The following is an 18,063-nucleotide window of genomic DNA, read 5'->3' as shown; positions in this document are numbered from 1 at the left end:
GGGATGTTTCCTGAAACCTGGAGCGGGTGGAGATGGCAACGGCGGTAGGCTTCGTGCATCTGCGCGTCCATTCTGCCTATTCGCTGCTGGAAGGCGCGCTGCCGCTTTCCAAGATCCTCGAACTCGCCGAGGCCGACGGGCAGCCGGCGATCGCCATCACGGACACGGGCAACCTGTTCGGTGCGCTGGAGTTTTCCGAGAAGGCGGCCGAGAAGGGCCTGCAACCGATCGTCGGGTGCGAACTGGCCATCGACTTCGCCGACGAACCGGCGGATCGGCGCAAGCCCGGCTCGGCGCACGAACTTCCGTCCGTGGTGCTGCTGGCCGGCAGCGCGGAGGGTTTCGACAACCTGGTGATCCTCGTCTCCAAGTCCTTCATGGAGACCGAGCCAGGCGCCCGGCCCCACGTCCCGATCGGGGCTCTCGGCGGGCTGACGAGCGGGATTATCGCGCTCACCGGAGGGCCCAACGGACCGCTCGACCGGGCCTTGCGGGCCGGCAACAAGGCGCTGGCAGGGGAGCGGCTGTCGCGGCTGGAGGAGCTGTTCGGCGACCGCCTCTACATGGAGCTGCAGCGGCACGGGCTCGACAGCGAGCGCATGGTGGAACCGGACCTGGTGGACTTTGCCTACGATCGTGCGATTCCGCTGGTGGCGACCAACGAGTGCTATTTTCCCGGCCGCGACGATTTCGAGGCGCATGACGCGCTGATCGCGATTTCCGAAGGGCGGGTGATCGCCGAGGACGATCGGCGCCGGCTGACGCCGGAGCACGCCTTCAAGTCGCGGGCGGAAATGATCCAGCTGTTCGCCGACCTTCCGGAGGCGGTGGACAACACGGTGGAGATCGCACTTCGCTGTGCCTTCCGACCGAAGAAGCGCAAGCCGATCCTGCCGCGCTTCGCCGGCGGCGACGTGGCGGATGTGAAGCTGGCTGAAGAACTGGAGGCGGGCGAACTGGCGCGGCAGGCCTGGGAGGGGCTGGACGAGCGTCTCAGGCTGCACGGGACGGCGCCGGGCATGAGCGAGGCGGACTACCGGTCGCGCCTCGCGTTCGAGCTCGAGATCATCACGAAGATGAAGTTCCCGGGCTACTTCCTGATTGTTGCGGACTTCATCAAGTGGGCGAAGGCGCACGGCATTCCAGTGGGCCCCGGACGCGGCTCCGGCGCAGGCTCGCTGGTGGCTTTCGCGCTGACGATCACCGATCTCGACCCGATGCGGTTCGCGCTGCTGTTCGAGCGGTTCCTCAACCCGGAACGCGTGTCGATGCCCGACTTCGACATCGACTTCTGCCAGGACCGGCGAGACGAGGTGATCCGCTACGTGCAGGCCAAGTACGGCCGTGAGCAGGTGGCGCAGATCATCACCTTCGGTACGCTGCAGGCGCGCGCCGTCTTGCGCGACGTTGGGCGCGTGCTGCAGATGCCCTATGGCCAGGTCGACCGGCTCTGCAAGCTGGTGCCGCAGAACCCGGCCAATCCTGTGACGCTCGCGCAGGCGATCACCGACGAGCCACGGCTGAGGGAGGCGCAGCGCGAGGAGCCGATCGTGGAGCGGCTGCTCGCCATGGCGCAGAAGCTGGAGGGTCTCTACAGGCATGCGTCCACCCACGCCGCGGGCATCGTGATCGGCGATCGGCCGCTCGACCGGCTGGTGCCGCTCTATCGCGATCCGCGGTCGGACATGCCGGTCACCCAGTACAACATGAAGTGGGTGGAGAGCGCCGGGCTGGTGAAGTTCGACTTCCTCGGCCTGAAGACGTTGACGGTGCTGCAGAAGGCGGTGGCGCTGATCGCCCGGCGTGGGGTCTCCATCGACCTCGCCGCGCTGCCGTTCGACGATCCGCCGACCTACGCCATGCTCGCGCGCGGCGAGACAGTGGGCGTGTTCCAGCTGGAAAGCATGGGAATGCGCAAGGCGATCTCCGAGATCAAACCGGACCGCTTCGAGGACATCATCGCGCTGGTGGCGCTCTATCGGCCCGGCCCGATGGCGAACATCCCGGTCTACGGTGCGCGCAAATACGGTCTGGAGCAGCCCGACTACCTCCATCCCAGCCTGGAGCCGGTGCTGAAGGAGACCTACGGCATCATTGTCTACCAGGAACAGGTGATGCAGATCGCGCAGATCCTGTCGGGCTATTCGCTGGGCGAGGCCGATCTCCTGCGGCGCGCCATGGGCAAGAAGATCAAGGCGGAGATGGATGCGCAACGGGTGCGCTTCGTGTCCGGCGCGGTCGAGCGGGGGATCGACAAGGCGCAGGCCGACATGATCTTCGACCTGCTCGCCAAGTTCGCCGACTACGGCTTCAACAAGAGCCACGCGGCCGCCTACGCGCTGGTCGCCTACCAGACGGCCTACCTGAAGGCCAACCATCCCGTGGAGTTCCTGGCTGCGTCGATGACGCTCGACATGGCCAACACGGACAAGATCAACGATTTCCGCCGCGATGCCATCCGGCTGGGGATCCAGGTCGCGCCGCCGTCCATCAATGAGTCGGACGCGGAGTTCGAGGTGAAGGACGGGCGGATCCTCTACGCGCTCGCGGCGGTGAAGGGCGTGGGACGGCAGGCGGTGGAGCACATCGTGGAAGTCCGCGGGGCCAGGCCCTTCCGCGACCTCTCCGATTTCGCAGGCCGCATCAACCCGAAGGCGCTCAACAAGCGCGTGCTGGAAAGCCTGACCGCGGCGGGCGCCTTCGACGCGCTCGAGCGGAGCCGGGCGCGGCTGATCGAGGGACTGGACGTGGTTCTGGCCGTCGCGGCGCGCCGGGTGGAGCAGGAGGTGTCCGGGCAGAACGAGCTCTTCGGCGGGGGCGGGCAGGCGGAGCCGGTCCGGCTGCCGACGGCGCGCGAATGGCTGCCGGAGGAGCGGCTGCAGCGCGAGCACGCGGCGATCGGCTTCTATCTCTCGGCGCACCCGCTGGACGCCTACCAGGCGTTGCTCGGCCGGCTGAGAGTGCAGACCTGGGCAGAGTTCTCGGCCGCCGTGAAGCGGGGCGCGGCCGCCGGGCGGCTCGCCGGAACAGTGGTCTCGCGGCAGGAGCGCAAGACCAAGACCGGCAACAAGATGGGTATCCTCGGCATTTCCGACCCGACTGGCCAGTACGAGGCGGTGATCTTCTCCGAGGGGCTGAACCACTACCGGGACCTTTTGGATCCCGGCCATTCGGTGATCCTGCTGGTTTCGGCGGAGGACAAGCCGGAGGGCATCTCGGTTCGGATCGACACGGTGGAGCCGCTCGACCAGGCGGCGAGCCGGCTGAAGCACGCTTTGCGCGTGTTTCTGCGGGGCGACGAGCCGATCGACAGTATCGCGCGCCACCTGGACCCCTCCGGCGAGGGGGACGTCTCTCTGATCGTGCTCGGCGGCGCCGCGCGCGGGGAGGTTGAGGTCAAGCTACCCGGGCGATACCGTGTGTCGCCGCAGCTGGCGGGTGCTCTTCGCGCCGTACCGGGAGTGGTGGAGGTCGAACTCGTTGCCTGAGGGGGAGGCACGCGACGGGTTCGGTGGACCGCGGTGGCGAAGGTCGGGCCGATTCTGCGCCGGGTAGGGGCAGGCGTCGGCGGCCGATGGCGTTTGGGGACACCGACCGGTGGCGCGGCCGGGCAGGCCAGCGCGTGACGCGGTCAGCGGGCGAGGTCGTCTGATACCTGTTGGAAGACGCTGCGGAACATGTCGCGTGTCAGGCGGCCGGTGTTCGTGTTGTAGCGGGAGCAGTGGTAGCTGTCGTAGAGGCGGAGCGTGCCGCGCGATCCGCTGATGGGATGGACCGCGCCGTGGGCGAACGGCGCCCTGGCCAGTGGAGTGCCAAGGGTGCGCAAGACCTGCTCATGTGCGATCCGGCCAAGCGCGACCACGGCTTCGAGGGTAGGGAATCGGGCAAGAGTCGCGGAAAAGAACGGACGGCACTGTTTGATCTCGTCTCCGGTCGGCTTGTTCTCGGGGGGGACGCAGCGGACGGCGTTGGTGATCGCCGCCCCGGTGAGCGTGAGCCCGTCCTGCGGATCGGCGCGGAACGTGCCGCGGGCGAAGCCGAAGTCGATCAAGGTCTCGTAGAGAAGATCGCCGGCGTAGTCTCCGGTGAACGGCCGACCGGTCCGGTTGGCGCCGCGAAGGCCTGGCGCGAGGCCGACGATGAGAAGCCGGACGTCCCCGGGGCCGGACGTGGGAAGAAAGCTCGGAACCGGGGCGTTGTGCCAGCCCGGTTCGAGAGTTCTGTGCTTCTCGCGGAAAGCGACCAGACGCGGGCATTGCGGACAATCCCTCGGGGGTTCGGGAGGACAGGTTGTGGGGAGCTTCGAAAGGAGGCGTGTCATCCGGCGACGATAGCTGTTGCCTACGGCCCCGGCGAGGGTGAGCGGACCGGCATCCACCGGGGAGATCAATGCCTGCGCTGCGGGTTGTGACCGCGGGAGCACCCGCACGGCCTCAAGCAGAGTACCGCCGCGCGTCGGAACTGCTTGGGCCAAAGACTAAAAACCGGCCTCGCCAAGGTCTGGCCTGTCTGCGGCCTTCGGTTTGGCCGAATGCCAGAAACGGGTGGGATGTAGACGTCCGTCCACGTCGCGTTTTCGACGCTTGGTCGGCGAGAAAAGTGGCGGCCTGCGGAAATCGGCGGTTGCGTGCTTCGGCGATCGAAGGCGTCCAGATCGGCTCCAATTTGGGTTTTCGGCTGGCGCATCCGTCCGGGTTCGTCGCGACTGTTGTTCCCTCGGTCGGTTGAGCTGCGACCAGCTTGCGCCGGGATCAGCCAACTTGCCGAACGCAGACGGATGGGACCGTGGTGAGATCCGTACAGGTCGCGGATATGAGCACAACGCCCGGCGTGCGCTGCAGAGCGGGCCCGGTGTGCGAAACCGGGCGGAGGGGTCGAAACGCGCGATGGGCCAAGATGATATCGCGCAGTGAGCCAAGATGTGAATGCCTGGGGTCGTATCAGGTGCGTTCCGCACTAAAGAAGCGCGGTGGCGGCGCGCCGGGGTACGGCGGCCGCCTGGATTAGAGACAGTCTTCCTTGACCCGGTTCTGCTGCGCCCGTTCGGCCATGCCGGCGGCCCGTTCAGCGGGATCGCGGCCGATGCGAGGGGCGAGGGTGGTGAGCTCGGTAAAGCGAACCGTCTGTCGACGGAGCTGATGGGCGACCATCGCCGGTTGGGTCTGCAGCGTGGAGACGACGCTGACCGTGCGGTCCTTGCGCTGGATGGCCTCGACGAGGACCGGGAAATCGCCGTCGCCGGAGAAGAGCACAGCGTGATCTGCGGGGCTCGGCCTGGCGAATCATAGCCGACGATCGATGCGCACGGAGTGGCGAATCACAAACGGCGATGGATGGGCACGGCCTGCCGCACCCCATCGACGGTCCGGCCGATATCGATGCCTGTCCGGCATCTGACCGGTGCGGTGGCGGCGCGCCGGGGCGCGGCCGCCTCCGGGATGGGGTCAGTCTTCCTCGACCTGGTTCTGCTGGGCGCGTTCGGCCATGCGGGCGGCCCGTTCGGCAGGATCGCGGCCGATGCGGGGTGCGAGGGTGGCAAGATCGATGAAGTGGTCCGCCTGCCGGCGGAGCTCATCGGCGACCATCGCCGGTTGGGTCTGCAGCGTGGAGACGACGCTGACCTTGCGGCCCTTGCGCTGAATGGCCTCGACGAGGGACCGGAAATCGCCGTCGCCGGAGAAGAGCACGATATGATCGATGTGCTCGGCCAGTTCCATCGCATCGACCGCCAGTTCGATGTCCATGGAACCCTTGACCTTGCGCCGGCCGGTAGAGTCGAAGAACTCCTTGGTGGGCTTGGTGACAACCTTGTACCCGTTGTAGTCGAGCCAGTCGATCAGGGGACGGATCGACGAGTACTCCTGGTCCTCCGCCAAGGCCGTGTAGTACAGCGCGCGCAGCAGATAGCCCTTGGCGCTGAACTCCTTCAGGAGTCGACGGTAGTCGATGTCGAAGCCCAGCGCCTTCGCGGTCGCGTACAGGTTCGCGCCGTCAATGAAGAGGGCTATCTTTTCGCGTTCGTCGAACATCAGGGAAACTTTTTACCTCTTTTCGGTCGACATGTTCCCATACACGTTCCGGTTCTTTGCATGTGCATCGTTTCTGGACGGCCCGCGACCTCTCTCGTGCCTTCCAGACCCTCCGCGAACCCCCCGGTTCGATATGCTACGCCATTCCGCCGATTCGGAAACGCTCCGAGATCAACGGTCTGCGCTGGCAGTTCTGTTCCGACGGGGTTTGCACCGGATTCCGCAATTTTCCAGACGAATAAGGCCGGCGAGAACGGGAGCCGGCGGATCGAATCAGTGACGATGGTGATTTATGAGCTCAAGATTGATGTCGGAAACAATTGAAAAGATAGGCGACGCTTGCATTCCTGTCGAGCGCGTTTTATCTGACCCGCAGACGAAGAGGCATGCGGAGCGTTTCTGATACTGTGCATCGTGCATCAGTATCCCGCTTCGCGCAATCCCTCGGGACGTGCTGCGGATCACCGTCGTGGCGGGCCTTGGATCGGGTCCGCACGGCGGCGCGTGCGTTTCGAACATCGAGGAGCAACGAGCCCATGGCACGCGTAACCGTCGAAGACTGCATCGACAAAGTCGAGAACCGGTTCGAACTGGTGCTTCTCGCCAGCCATCGCGCCCGGATGATCTCGTCCGGCTCGCCGCTGACGATCGACCGCGACAACGACAAGAATCCTGTCGTCGCGCTGCGCGAGATCGCCGATGTCACTGTTTCGACGGGCGACCTGAAGGAAGACCTGATCCACTCGCTGCAGAAGTATGTCGAGGTCGACGAACCCGAGCAGGACACCGTGGCCGGTCTGATCGGCTCCGGTTCGGACGAGCCGGACAGCGACGAGATCGCCTTCGACCAGATGTCGGAGGAAGAGCTTCTGAAAGGCCTGGAAGGGCTGGTTCCGCCGGAGAAGGTGGAAGAGATCTGACCGGACGCCCGGTAAGTCATCCTTCAGACCGCGTGCTCTAGCCTGCGGTTGCCTGATACTGATCCGGCCTCGTATCGCGCGCCCCGGGCGCCGGTGCGGGGCCTTCTGCTTCCCTGGAACCTTCACCGGCGCATCGCTGCCGCCGGGATACCTGGTGGGTCGTTCGACCGATGATGCGGCAGTATGAACTCGTCGAGCGGGTTCAACGCTACAACCCGAACTGCGACGAGGCGCTGCTCAACCGCGCCTACGTCTACGCGATGCAGAAGCACGGGCTGCAGACGCGTGCGTCGGGAGATCCCTACTTCTCCCATCCGCTCGAGGTGGCGGCGATCCTGACCGGATTGCACGTGGACGAGGCCACGATCGTGATCGCGCTGCTGCACGACACGATCGAGGATACCGACGCCACCCGCGCGGAGATCGACCAGCTGTTCGGCGAAGGCATTGGCCGGCTGGTGGAGGGCCTGACCAAGCTGAAGAAGCTGGACCTCGTGTCCAAGCGGACGGAGCAGGCGGAGAATCTGCGTAAGCTGCTGCTGGCGATCTCCGAGGACGTGCGCGTGCTGCTCGTCAAGCTCGCCGACCGGCTGCACAACATGCGCACCCTCCACTACGTGCCGGAGGCCAAGCGGGCCCGGATCGCCGAAGAGACGATGGAGATCTATGCGCCGCTGGCCGGCCGCATGGGCATGCAGGACATGCGCGAGGAACTGGAGCATCTCGCCTTCAAGACGCTGAACCCAGACGCGTTCTCCACCATCACCACGCGACTGGAGGATATCCGTTCGCGCAACATGGACTTGATCAAGGACATCGAAACCGAACTGTCCGAGCATCTGGCGAGCCATGGGATCGCGGCGACCGTGAAAGGGCGGCAGAAGCGGCCCTATTCGGTGTTCCGCAAGATGACGACCAAGCAGCTTGGTTTCGAACAGCTGTCGGACATCTACGGCTTCCGGGTGATGGTCGGGACGATGGACGAGTGCTACCGCGCGCTCGGCGTGGTGCACACGGTGTGGCCATCGGTGCCTGGGCGATTCAAGGACTACATCTCGACGCCGAAGCAGAACGACTACCGATCGCTGCACACCACGGTGGTCGGCCCGCATCGGCAACGCGTCGAACTGCAGATCCGGACGCAGGAGATGAACCGCGTGGCCGAATACGGCATCGCGGCACACGCTCTCTACAAGGATGCTTCCGGCGGGAATGGGGCGGAAACCGGCACCGTCGCACGGCCGCTGCCGCGCTTGTCGGAGGAGAGCCGGGCCTACGCCTGGCTGCGGCGGACGGTGGAATCGCTGTCCGACGGATCCAGCCCGGAGGAGTTCCTGGAGAACACCAAGCTGGAGCTGTTCCAGGACCAGGTGTTCTGCTTCACCCCGAAGGGGCGATTGATCGCGTTGCCGCGGGGCGCGACACCGATAGACTTCGCCTATTCGGTGCACACGGACGTCGGCAACACCTGCGTCGGGTGCAAGGTGAACGGACGGATCATGCCGCTCGTCACGCAGCTCCAGAACGGCGACGAGGTGGAGATCATCCGGTCGAAGGCGCAGATCCCGCCGGCGACGTGGGAGACGATCGCGATCACCGGCAAGGCGCGGGCGGCGATCCGCCGGGCGACCCGCGAGGCGACGCGCAAGCAGTTCTCCAGCCTCGGGCGCCAGGTGCTTGCCGCCGCCTTCCAGCGCGCCAAGCGCGACTTTTCCGACGGAGTGCTGGAGCTCGCCCTGCCGCGGCTGGGACAGCCGACGGTGAACGACCTGCTGGCGGCCGTCGGACGGGCGGAGATCCCGTCGTCCGACGTGCTGAAGGCGGCCTATCCGGACTTCAAGGACGAGCGGGCGACGGTACAGCGCGGCGACATGAAGCGGGCGGAGGAGGGATGGTTCTCCTTCGCAGGGCAGACCGGCGTGAAGTTCCGCTACATGGCCTCGTCGGAGAGCGGCACCGGCGGCCTGCCGGTGCGATCCATCGCGGCAGACCTCCCGGTGCGCTTCGCCCCGAACGGCGGCGCGGTGCCCGGCGACCGGATCGTCGGGATCCTCACCCCCGGCGAGGGGATCACGATCTATCCGATCCAGTCGCCAGCGCTGAAGCCCTATGACGATCACCCCGACGTCTGGCTGGACGTGCGGTGGGACATCGACGCGGGCGATCAGGTCCGGTTCCCGGCGCAGATCTCCATCCACTCGTTCAACGAACCGGGCTCGCTGGCCCGAATCGCTCAGACGATCTCAGATAACGACGGCAACATCGACAACATCCGCATGGCCCGCAGAACGACAGATTTCCATGATGTGGTAATCGACCTGGAAGTCTGGGACCTGAAGCACCTCAACCGCATCATCAACCAATTGCGGACGGTGCATAACGTCAGCCGGGTCGAGCGGGTGAACGGCTGAGCCGGAGGGCGACATGTTCAAGCGCCGCGCGCGCCGGTCCTTTCGGGAGAACGTGCGGCACGCGGTCTGGCCGCGGTCCGGCTGGCGGCGCGCCCTTCGCTATCTGTGGAAGCGGATCCTGCGTCTTTCGGCGTCGCCGCACGGCGTGGCGGCCGGTGCCTCCGCCGGAATCTTCGCAGCCTCCACGCCGCTGATCGGCCTGCACATCCTGCTCGGCATCGCGCTGGCGTTCCTGATCCGCGGCAACATTTTCGCCGCGGCGATCGGCACACTGCTCGCCAACCCGCTGACGATTCCGCTGATCCTGGCCATGGACTACGAGATCGGGACCGCGTTTGCCGGGGAGGGGGCGGAGAAGACCGTGCCGTTCGCCTCCGCGGGCCTTGCCGACATCTGGCCGCTGTTCAAGCCGCTGCTGATCGGCGGCATCATCCTGGGAAGCGGTCTGGCGCTCTGCACCTATGCGGTCGTCTACCCGGCGGTGGCCGGGTTCCAGCGCCGCCGGCGGGCGCGGATGGCGGAGATCCGCAGCATGGCGCCGCGGCCGGGAGTTTCGTCATGATCATCGGGATAGGCAGCGACCTGATCGACATCCGGCGGATCGAGCAGACCCTGGAGCGGTTCGGCGACCGCTTCACCAACAGGGTCTTCACGGAGGTCGAACGGGCGCGATCGGATCGCAGGAAAGAACGGGCGGCGTCCTACGCCAAGCGGTTCGCGGCCAAGGAGGCCTGCTCCAAGGCGCTCGGAAGCGGGATCCGGATGGGCGTCAACTGGCGTGAAATGGGGGTGGTGAACCTGCCGAGCGGCAAGCCGACGGTGGTGCTGACCGGCGGCGCGCTCCGGCAGCTGGAGCAGCTGACGCCCGCCGGCCTGATCGCCCGCATCGACCTCACGATCACTGACGACCACCCCTGGGCGCAAGCTTTCGTAGTGATCTCGGCGTGGCCGGAGAACTGGCCGGGGGCGGCACAGACGACGGGCTAGCCTTGTAGCGGCAGTTTTCCAACAGTTCGCCCGGCCGGAGGGCCGTCATCTGCCGCAATTCCGCTCGTTTTCATCGTCACGCGTTGCGCGGCATCCAGCGAGCCGGTATCAAGGCGCCGACGGGTCCGGCGGGTGACCCAGAAGAGAACGGTCATGAGCGTGACGAGCAACAAGGAAGCCAGCAAGGGCGGCGGGTTGGGCGAGACCATCAAGGTCGTGATCCAGGCGCTTCTTCTCGCCCTGGTGGTCCGCACCTTCCTGTTCCAGCCGTTCTCGATCCCCTCGGGATCGATGATGTCGACCTTGCTGGTCGGCGACTACCTCTTCGTCTCCAAGTACTCCTACGGCTACAGCCGCTACTCCTTCCCGTTCGGCGCCGTGCCGATCGAGGGGCGGATCTGGTCGGCGGCACCGCGGCACGGCGACATCGCGGTGTTCAAGCTGCCGCTGGACAATTCCACCGACTATATCAAGCGCGTGATCGGCCTGCCCGGCGACAAGATCCAGATGAAGGACGGCGCGCTGTTCCTGAACGACAAGCCTGTTGCGCGGGAGAAAGTGGACGATTTCGTTGAAAAGAGCGCACTCGGCGAGGAGATCCGCGTCACCCGGTATCGCGAGACGCTCCCCAACGGGGTCAGCTACCTGACGCTCGACGCGATCCCGAACGGCGCAGCGGACAACACGGATGTGTTCGAGGTGCCGCCCGGCCATCTCTTCATGATGGGCGACAACCGCGACAACTCGGCAGACAGCCGGGTGGATTCGTCCGGGGTGGGTTTTGTGCCGATGGAAAACCTCGTCGGCAAAGCCCAGGTCATCTTCTTCTCGATGGACCAGGACGCCAAGCCGTGGATGGTCTGGACGTGGCCCTGGACGGTCCGATGGGACCGCATGTTCTCGACGCTGGGGTGATGAATCCGGCGTTCGCCAAATCGCTTGAAGCGCTCCAGGCGCGGCTGGAATACACCTTCAAGAGCCGCGAGGCCCTGGTACGGGCGTTGACCCACCGCAGTGCCGTACCAGGTGACAGGGTGGCTCACGAGAGCTACCAGAGGCACGAGTTCCTGGGCGATAGGGTGTTGGCGCTGGTGGTCGCCGAGATGCTGTTCAAGGCCTATCCCAAGGCCGAGGAGGGCGATCTGGCGCGGCGCCTCAACCAGCTCGTCCGCCGAGAAACCTGCGCCGACGTCGCCGTCGCGCTCGACATCGGCGCGGCTATCCGGCTCGGAGCGGGCGAGCGGCAATCGGGCGGACGGCGCAAGGAGGCCATCCTCGGCGACGTCGCGGAGGCGGTGATCGCGGCGATCTACCTGGATGGCGGCTTCGAGCCGGCGAAGGCCTTCGTGGAACGCAACTGGCGGCCGCGGATGGAGCAGCTTTCGGGTACGCTGCGCGACCCGAAGACGACGCTGCAGGAGTGGGCGCAAGGCCGCGCGCTGCCGACGCCGGCCTACGAGGCGATCGATCGGTCCGGTCCGGACCATGCGCCCGAGTTCACGGTGCGCGTCACGATCGCCGATCGCTACGCCGGCGAGGGCAAAGGCAAATCGAAACGCGAGGCTGAACAGGCGGCCGCGCAGGACGTTCTGACCCGCGAGGGCCTGTGGAGCACAGCATGACCGATCGCGACGACGAGATCGACGACGACTTCGAGGGCGAGTTGGAAGGTGAGCCGAATGACGGCGCCGACGACGAGGCTGCCGACGCCGGCTTTCCGACGGACGGGCCGACGCGCGCCGGCTTCGTCGCGCTGATCGGCGCGCCGAACGCTGGCAAGTCGACGCTGCTCAACAAGCTCGTCGGTGCCAAGGTCTCGATCGTCAGCCACAAGGTGCAGACGACGCGCGCGATCATGCGCGGGATCGCCATGGCCGGCCGGGCGCAGGTGATCTTCGTGGACACCCCTGGCATCTTCCAGCCCAAGCGCAGGCTGGACCGCGCCATGGTCGACACGGCCTGGGGCGGCGCTGCGGACGCGGACGTGGTGGCGCTGCTCATCGACGTGAAGAAGGGCGTGGACGAGGACACGTCGCCGATCGTCGACCGGATGCGCGACCTGAAGCGGCCGAAGGTGCTCATCCTCAACAAGATCGACACCGTGAAGCGGGAAAGCCTGCTGGCGCTCGCCCAGGACCTCAACGCGCGCGGCCAGTTCGATGCGACCTTCATGGTCTCGGCGCTGAACGGCTCGGGCGTGAAGGACCTGCTGAAGTACTTCGCGCACCATGTGCCAGAGGGCCCCTGGCTCTATCCGGAGGACCAGATCTCCGACCTGCCGATGCGCATGCTGGCGGCCGAGATCACCCGCGAGAAGGTGTTCCTGCGCCTGCACGACGAGCTGCCCTACGCCTCGACGGTCGAGACCGAAGGCTGGAAGGAGCAGAAGGACGGATCGGTGCGGATCGAGCAGGTGCTGTTCGTGGAACGCGAAAGCCAGCGCAAGATCGTGCTCGGCAAGGGCGGGCAGACGATCCGCGCCATCTCGATGACCGCACGGCAGGAACTTCAGGAGATCCTGGAGCGGCCGGTGCACCTGTTCCTGTTCGTTAAGGTGCGCGAGAACTGGTCGGACGATCCGGAGCGTTACCGCGAGATGGGCCTGGAGTATCCACGGAAATAGGACGGAGCCGATCCACATTCTACGTTGAAGCCGCCGCATGGAATGGACCTCCGACGCCATCGTTCTCGGCAGCCGGCCCCACGGGGAAGGCAGTGTCATCCTGGAAGTGATGACCGCCGAGCGGGGGCGGCACATGGGGCTGGTGAAAGGCGGGCGGGGGAGGCGGGTGGCGGCTGTGCTCCAGGCCGGCAACACGGTGCAGCTGACGTGGCGGGCGCGGCTCGACGCGCATCTGGGCATGTTCACCGCCGAACTCGTGACCGCGCGCGCCGCACGGCTGATGGAGAGCGCGGTCGGCGTCTACGGCGTGCAGATCATCGCCGCCCACCTCCGGTATCTTGCCGAACGCGACCCTCATCCGGCGCTCTACGAAGCGACGGAAATCATCCTGGACCACATGGACAACGCGCTCGACGTCGGACGGCTGATCGTCCGGTTCGAGCTGGCGCTGCTCGACGAGCTCGGCTTCGGCCTGGACCTTTCCGCCTGCGCGGCGACAGGGGCGACGACCGATCTCGTCTACGTCAGCCCGAAGAGCGCGCGGGCGGTAAGCCGGGCGGCGGGCGAGCCCTACCGCGACCGCATGCTGCCGCTGCCGGCCTTTCTGCGCGATGCGTCGATCATCCCGGAGGCCGACGACCTACGTGCGGCGTTCCAGCTGACGGGCTACTTCCTGGACCGCCACGTGGCGGATCCGCGCGCGATCCCTCTGTCGGAAGCGCGGGCGCAGCTGTTGGCGCGGATCTGACGTCAAAAAGGGCGCAATCCCCGGAATTCTGCCGTTCCGGCCGCGCTTGCGGTTGCCCCGATCCGTTCCTGATTCTACCCAATGGGGCATGGGCAAGGATCTGATTCCCTCCGGCGGCATCGAGCCCGTCAATCTGCGGGAGGCGCTCGAGGAGCGCTATCTCGCCTACGCGCTCTCCACGATCATGCACCGGGCGCTGCCCGACGTGCGTGACGGGCTGAAACCGGTGCATCGGCGCGTGCTCTATGCGATGCGACTGCTGCGGCTTGACCCGGGCGCGGCGTTCAAGAAGTGCGCGCGCGTGGTCGGCGACGTCATCGGCAAATACCACCCGCACGGGGACCAGTCGGTCTACGACGCGCTGGTTCGGCTGGCGCAGGACTTCTCCCAGCGTTATCCGCTGGTGGACGGGCAGGGCAACTTCGGCAACGTGGACGGCGATAACGCCGCGGCAATGCGCTACACCGAGGCGCGGCTGACGGAGGTGGCGCGGCTGCTGCTCGACGGTCTGGACGAGGACGCTGTCGACTTCCGCGAAACCTACGACGGCACCGACAAGGAGCCGATCGTCCTGCCGGGGGCGTTCCCGAACCTCCTGGCGAACGGCTCGTCCGGCATCGCGGTCGGCATGGCGACATCGATCCCGCCGCACAACGCCGCCGAACTCTGCGATGCGGCGATGCTCCTGATCGATCGGCCTGACGCCACTATCGAGGATCTGGTCGACGATCCGATGGCGCCGACGGGACGTCCGATCCTGGGGCCCGACTTCCCGACGGGCGGCGTGATCATGGAGGACGCCGCGACGATCCGTGAGGCGTACCGGACCGGCCGCGGCGGGTTCCGGGTGCGGGCCAAGTGGGAGAAGCAGGACCTCGACCGCGGCACCTGGCAGGTCGTTATCACGGAGATCCCCTATCAGGTCCAGAAGTCGCGGCTGATCGAAAAGATCGCCGAACTGGTCCAGGAGCGGAAGCTGCCGCTGATCGAGGACATCCGCGACGAGAGCGCGGAGGATATCCGGATCGTCATCGTGCCGAAGAGCCGCAACGTCGATCCGGCTCTGATGATGGAGGCGCTGTTCCGCCTGAGCGAGCTGGAATCGCGCATTCCGCTCAACATGAACGTGCTGTCGCGCGGTCAGGTGCCGAATGTCATCGGGTTGAAGCAGGTGCTGGTGGAGTGGCTGGACCACCGGCGCGAGGTGCTGATCCGCAGGTCCAGACACCGGCTGGATGAGATCGTCCGCCGGCTGGAACTGCTGGACGGCTACATCATCGCCTACCTCAACCTCGACGAGGTGATCCGGATCATCCGCGAGGAGGACGAGCCGAAGAAGGAACTGATCGCCGCCTTCGAACTCAACGAGGTCCAGGCGGACGCCATCCTCAACATGCGGCTGCGCAATCTGCGCAAGCTGGAGGAGATGGAGATCCGCAAGGAGCACGCCGAGCTCAGCGAGGAGAAGGCCGGGATCGAGGCGCTGCTCGCTTCAGAGGCCAAGCAGTGGAAGACGGTGAAGTGGCAGATCGGCGAAGTGAAGAAAGCTTTCGGCCCGAACACGCCGCTCGGCAAGCGCCGCACCGGCTTCGGGTCCGCCTCGGTGCACCAGGCCGAGGACGTCAGTCAGGCGCTGATCGAGCGTGAGCCAATCACCGTGGTGCTGTCGGAGAAGGGCTGGATCCGGGCGCTCAAGGGCCATATCGCGGACCTCTCCGGCCTGCAGTTCAAGGCCGGCGACAAGCTCGCGATCTCCTTCAAGGCGGAGACTACGGACAAGCTGATGGTGTTCTCCGATGCGGGCAAGATGTACACGGTAGGCGCAGACAAGCTGCCGGGCGGACGGTCGACGGGCGAGCCGGTTCGCCTGATGGTGGACCTGGACGAAGGGGCCGACGTGGTCGATGTGTTCGTCCACAAGCCCGACCGCAAGCTGCTCCTGATGTCCAGCGACGGCTATGGCTTCGTGACGGCGGAGGCGGACCTCGTCGCCAACACGCGCAAGGGCAAGCAGGCGCTGAACCTCGGTTCGGGCGCCAAAGCGATCCGCGTTGCGGAGGCCGACGGCGATCAGGTGGCGATGATCGGCGAGAACCGGAAGTTCCTGGTGTTTCCGCTGTCCCAGGTGCCGGAGATGACGCGCGGCAAGGGCGTGCGCCTGCAACGCTACAAGGACGGCGGTGTGGCGGACGTGCGGGTGTTCACGGCTGAGAAGGGGCTGACCTGGACGGATGCGGGCGGCCGCGTATTCCTGCGCACGATGCAGGATCTGGCTGACTGGCTGGGCGACCGCGCGACGGCAGGACGGCTGCCGCCAACCGGATTCCCGAAGACCAACCGATTCGGGCCGCGCGGCTTCTGACGGAGACCGAGTTGGCGACTAGGGCCCGCGTTACGCGAAGCAACGCGGGCCGTGATCGTCGCGGCTGGTTGTCAGGCCTGCTTGCGCGGGTGGCGGCCGATCGCCTTGCGGGCGGCGCGCTCGGCTGCGACCGCGTCCGGGAATCGGAGGCCCTCCAGGCCGGTGACTTCACTGTCGAGAGCATGGAAGGCGTAGGATTCACCCTCCTTGACCAGAATGCCGACGGGGTGGTTTCCGACTTCGACGAGATAATTGTTGAACATGTACTCGACTCTGGTGGGACTTCTGGGTTCCGGGTCCGACGGCGGCTTCTGCCACCTGTCCTCTTTGCCCGACCGGAACGCCCCGGAGCACGGTTAAGATCCAATCTTTTTTGTCGGTAACAGAACGGTCGTAAAAAAATGCACCCGGCAATCCCTGTGGGTGCCGGGCGCTACAAACATCGTGAACAAATGAATGTTTCGCTGCGATGGACGGTAAACGACAACCTCACTTGCCGGTGGTCGCCGTTCAGAGAGCCGCGGAAGGCTGCGTGTCGATCCGGATCAGGTTGGAGATACCGGCGTCGAGGTTCACCTCCTCGACGGTGAGGGTATCGGGGCTGACCGAGACTGTGGGGGCGATCAGGTCGCCCTTCTGGATCAGGTCGGACTTTTCGCCGGCGGGAACGTCGACGGCGTAGGCGGCTCCGACGAGCGCCAGGGCGACCGCCGCGGCGCAGCCGAACGTCACGAGTGTCGTCGAGGACTTCATGATGATGTCCCTACCTCTTTGGCCGGCCAACTCGAAAGCATCGTTCGCGACGACTTGGGCGCGATACGCTGAGTGGGACGGTACAGATGTTTCCATGGCTGTCATGTTACGAGATACCTGATGAACAACCCACTCAAAGATCCGTGTAGATCTTGTACTCACATCAACACAGGTCGGTGAGATTGGTTCCTCCGGAGGGAGGTCTCAGCCGTCGACCCGTTCCACGATTGTCAAGCCCGGAGCCACTTCGTAGGCCTCGGTCGTGGTCATCGGCAGATCTATGCCGGCGCAGTCTCCGACGCCGCTCATCCTGTCAGACCGGCAGTCGGCCGGTGACGGCGGTCGGTCGGCCTTGCCGATGAGAGAGAATTCGTATGTCGAGGCGCCGATGAGCCCGAAGGCCACCACGGACGCGGCGGCCGCCAGGCCGACACGCTTCAGTTGCGCGGGAAACGCGATATGGATCATTGTCCCCTCCTCCACTGAAGTGCCCCGTGAGACCAAGTTTCGGTCGCAATGCTTATTCAAGTCTTACTCAAAGGCGATTGATCCCGTTGACCGTTCGACAAGCTTAATACTTGCTTACCGGTGTGTTTCTCCTCCGGCCCGCCTGGCCCAGAAGGGGTGGGCGGACAGGGCGGGACGCAACGCGGGGGAGCGGGCCGGCGGCTGCCCCCGTTGTGATCCTCCAGCGGTTCAGCTAAGCGTTTCCTCCCATGAGAACGGCGCTCTATTCCGGATCCTTCGACCCGATCACCTTCGGCCACATCGACGTGGTGCGCCGGGCCGCGCGGCTGTTCGAGACGCTGGTGATCGCGATCGGCGTGCACCACGCCAAGAAGGCGCTTTTCAGCGCAGAAGAGCGGATTTCGATGATCGGTCGGGCCGTGGAGTCCATCCGGGCGGAGACCGGCGCGCAGATCGAGATCGTCACCTTCGACGGGCTCGTGGTGGATGCGGCGCGGGCGCACGGGGCGGGCGTGATCGTTCGAGGCATCCGGAACACGACCGATTTCGACTACGAGGCGCAGATGGCCGGCATGAACGCCGCCCTCGCACCGGAGATCGACGTGATCTACCTCGCCGCCTCGGCGGATGTGCGCCATATCGCTTCCAGCCTGGTGCGCCAGGTGGCCGCGCTCGGCGGCGATCTTTCGGCCTTCGTTCCGCCCGACGTGGCGGACATGCTGAAGGCCCGCACACCCCGCTGACCCAAAACGACACCTTCAG

Annotated in this window: 16 protein-coding genes and 1 pseudogene; 11 read left to right on the top strand and 6 right to left on the bottom strand. The window is 65.9% G+C overall.

Translation table 11 applies throughout. The annotated features are described in order from the left end of the window. Window positions 1-32: 32 nt before the first annotated feature. Window positions 33-3,488: a DNA polymerase III subunit alpha gene (dnaE, locus tag HZ321_RS13480; protein ID WP_181702872.1), complete on the top strand. Its 3,456-nt coding sequence runs from the start codon at window positions 33-35 to the stop codon at window positions 3,486-3,488. Window positions 3,489-3,631: 143 nt separating this feature from the next. Here the strand turns inward: dnaE and HZ321_RS13475 are convergent, their stop codons facing one another. From HZ321_RS13475 to HZ321_RS13465, 3 genes and pseudogenes are all read right to left on the bottom strand, one after another. Continuing rightward, the gene (locus HZ321_RS13475) at window positions 3,632-4,321 is read right to left on the bottom strand and encodes a uracil-DNA glycosylase (RefSeq protein WP_181702871.1); all 690 of its coding nucleotides are present in this window, start codon (window positions 4,319-4,321) and stop codon (window positions 3,632-3,634) included. A 682-nt stretch (window positions 4,322-5,003) separates the two neighbouring features. Continuing rightward, window positions 5,004-5,261: pseudogene (locus HZ321_RS13470) on the bottom strand (NYN domain-containing protein); the annotation flags it as partial. Window positions 5,262-5,444: 183 nt separating this feature from the next. After that, complete coding sequence (locus tag HZ321_RS13465; RefSeq protein WP_181702869.1) at window positions 5,445-6,029, bottom strand: LabA-like NYN domain-containing protein; 585 nt, start codon at window positions 6,027-6,029, stop codon at window positions 5,445-5,447. A 536-nt stretch (window positions 6,030-6,565) separates the two neighbouring features. On the opposite strand from HZ321_RS13465, the gene rpoZ reads away from it, so the two are divergent. From rpoZ to parC, 9 genes are all read left to right on the top strand, one after another. Further along, window positions 6,566-6,949: a DNA-directed RNA polymerase subunit omega gene (gene rpoZ, locus HZ321_RS13460; protein ID WP_181702868.1), complete on the top strand. Its 384-nt coding sequence runs from the start codon at window positions 6,566-6,568 to the stop codon at window positions 6,947-6,949. Window positions 6,950-7,119: 170 nt separating this feature from the next. Beyond that, complete coding sequence (locus HZ321_RS13455; RefSeq protein WP_181702867.1) at window positions 7,120-9,360, top strand: RelA/SpoT family protein; 2,241 nt, start codon at window positions 7,120-7,122, stop codon at window positions 9,358-9,360. 13 nt (window positions 9,361-9,373) lie between these two features. Then, window positions 9,374-9,922 carry a DUF2062 domain-containing protein gene (locus tag HZ321_RS13450; RefSeq protein ID WP_194304026.1) on the top strand — a complete coding sequence of 183 codons (549 nt, stop codon included), beginning with the start codon at window positions 9,374-9,376 and terminating at the stop codon, window positions 9,920-9,922. Beyond that, complete coding sequence (gene acpS, locus HZ321_RS13445) at window positions 9,919-10,347, top strand: holo-ACP synthase (RefSeq protein WP_181702866.1); 429 nt, start codon at window positions 9,919-9,921, stop codon at window positions 10,345-10,347. Before HZ321_RS13450 ends, acpS begins: the two co-directional genes overlap by 4 nt. 153 nt (window positions 10,348-10,500) lie before the next feature. Beyond that, complete coding sequence (gene lepB, locus HZ321_RS13440) at window positions 10,501-11,262, top strand: signal peptidase I (RefSeq protein WP_181702865.1); 762 nt, start codon at window positions 10,501-10,503, stop codon at window positions 11,260-11,262. Next, window positions 11,232-11,969 carry a ribonuclease III gene (rnc, locus tag HZ321_RS13435; RefSeq protein ID WP_244635852.1) on the top strand — a complete coding sequence of 246 codons (738 nt, stop codon included), beginning with the start codon at window positions 11,232-11,234 and terminating at the stop codon, window positions 11,967-11,969. Before lepB ends, rnc begins: the two co-directional genes overlap by 31 nt. Continuing rightward, entirely contained in the window at window positions 11,966-12,970 is a 1,005-nt protein-coding gene (era, locus tag HZ321_RS13430) for a GTPase Era (protein ID WP_181702864.1), read from the top strand. The genes rnc and era overlap by 4 nt, the downstream gene beginning before the upstream one ends. A gap of 37 nt (window positions 12,971-13,007) precedes the next feature. Continuing rightward, window positions 13,008-13,718, top strand: a complete 711-nt coding sequence (gene recO, locus HZ321_RS13425) for a DNA repair protein RecO (protein ID WP_181702863.1) — start codon at window positions 13,008-13,010, stop codon at window positions 13,716-13,718. A gap of 88 nt (window positions 13,719-13,806) precedes the next feature. Continuing rightward, the gene (gene parC, locus HZ321_RS13420; protein WP_181702862.1) at window positions 13,807-16,080 is read left to right on the top strand and encodes a DNA topoisomerase IV subunit A; all 2,274 of its coding nucleotides are present in this window, start codon (window positions 13,807-13,809) and stop codon (window positions 16,078-16,080) included. Window positions 16,081-16,151: 71 nt separating this feature from the next. Here parC and HZ321_RS13415 read toward each other — a convergent pair whose 3' ends face one another. The 3 genes from HZ321_RS13415 to HZ321_RS13405 form a co-directional block, all read right to left on the bottom strand. Further along, window positions 16,152-16,343: a hypothetical protein gene (locus HZ321_RS13415; protein WP_181702861.1), complete on the bottom strand. Its 192-nt coding sequence runs from the start codon at window positions 16,341-16,343 to the stop codon at window positions 16,152-16,154. A gap of 247 nt (window positions 16,344-16,590) precedes the next feature. Continuing rightward, a complete protein-coding gene (locus HZ321_RS13410; protein ID WP_181702860.1) occupies window positions 16,591-16,833 on the bottom strand; it encodes a hypothetical protein in 243 nt (80 codons plus the stop codon). Between the two features lie 204 nt (window positions 16,834-17,037). Continuing rightward, window positions 17,038-17,301, bottom strand: a complete 264-nt coding sequence (locus HZ321_RS13405; RefSeq protein ID WP_181702859.1) for a hypothetical protein — start codon at window positions 17,299-17,301, stop codon at window positions 17,038-17,040. A 248-nt stretch (window positions 17,302-17,549) separates the two neighbouring features. Here HZ321_RS13405 and coaD point away from each other — a divergent pair, with 248 nt between their 5' ends. Beyond that, entirely contained in the window at window positions 17,550-18,044 is a 495-nt protein-coding gene (gene coaD / locus HZ321_RS13400; RefSeq protein ID WP_181702858.1) for a pantetheine-phosphate adenylyltransferase, read from the top strand. Window positions 18,045-18,063 lie beyond the last annotated feature (19 nt).

This window comes from Chthonobacter albigriseus (genome assembly GCF_013839445.1).
In the GTDB taxonomy this organism is placed as follows: domain Bacteria; phylum Pseudomonadota; class Alphaproteobacteria; order Rhizobiales; family Pleomorphomonadaceae; genus Chthonobacter; species Chthonobacter albigriseus.
The sequence above is the reverse complement of the archived record's forward strand: the minus strand, read 5'-3'. Positions and strand labels throughout refer to the sequence as shown.